General features: G+C 64.3%; 1 protein-coding gene. It reads left to right on the forward strand.

Going from position 1 to position 389, the window contains the following annotated elements:
• A partial coding sequence (locus ACXPVS_RS27450) for an AMP-binding protein (protein ID WP_458512668.1) occupies nucleotides 1–389 on the forward strand: 389 nt, incomplete at both ends.

The following is a 389-nucleotide window of genomic DNA, read 5'->3' on the forward strand; positions in this document are numbered from 1 at the left end:
CCAAGCCTGGTCAACTGCCACAGCCTGCGTCAGGTATTTGCCAGCGGTGAAGCCCTGCCGGCGGATCTGGTGCGCCGCTTCATGAGCCAACACCCGGCGGCACTGGTCAACCTCTACGGCCCGACCGAGGCGGCGATTGATGTCTCGGTATGGTGTTGCTCGGTGGACGACGTGATCGTGCCAATCGGTAAACCGATCGCCAACCTGCGCCTGTACATCCTCGACGAGGCGCAACAACCTCTGCCAATAGGCAGCATCGGCGAGCTGTACATCGGCGGGGTCGGCGTGGCGCGCGGTTACCTGAAACGTGCGGACCTGACCGAGGCACGTTTCCTCGCCAGCCCGTTCATCGACGGTGATCGCCTGTACCGCACCGGCGACCGTTGCCG

Source organism: Pseudomonas sp. Ma2-10 (assembly GCF_054330215.1).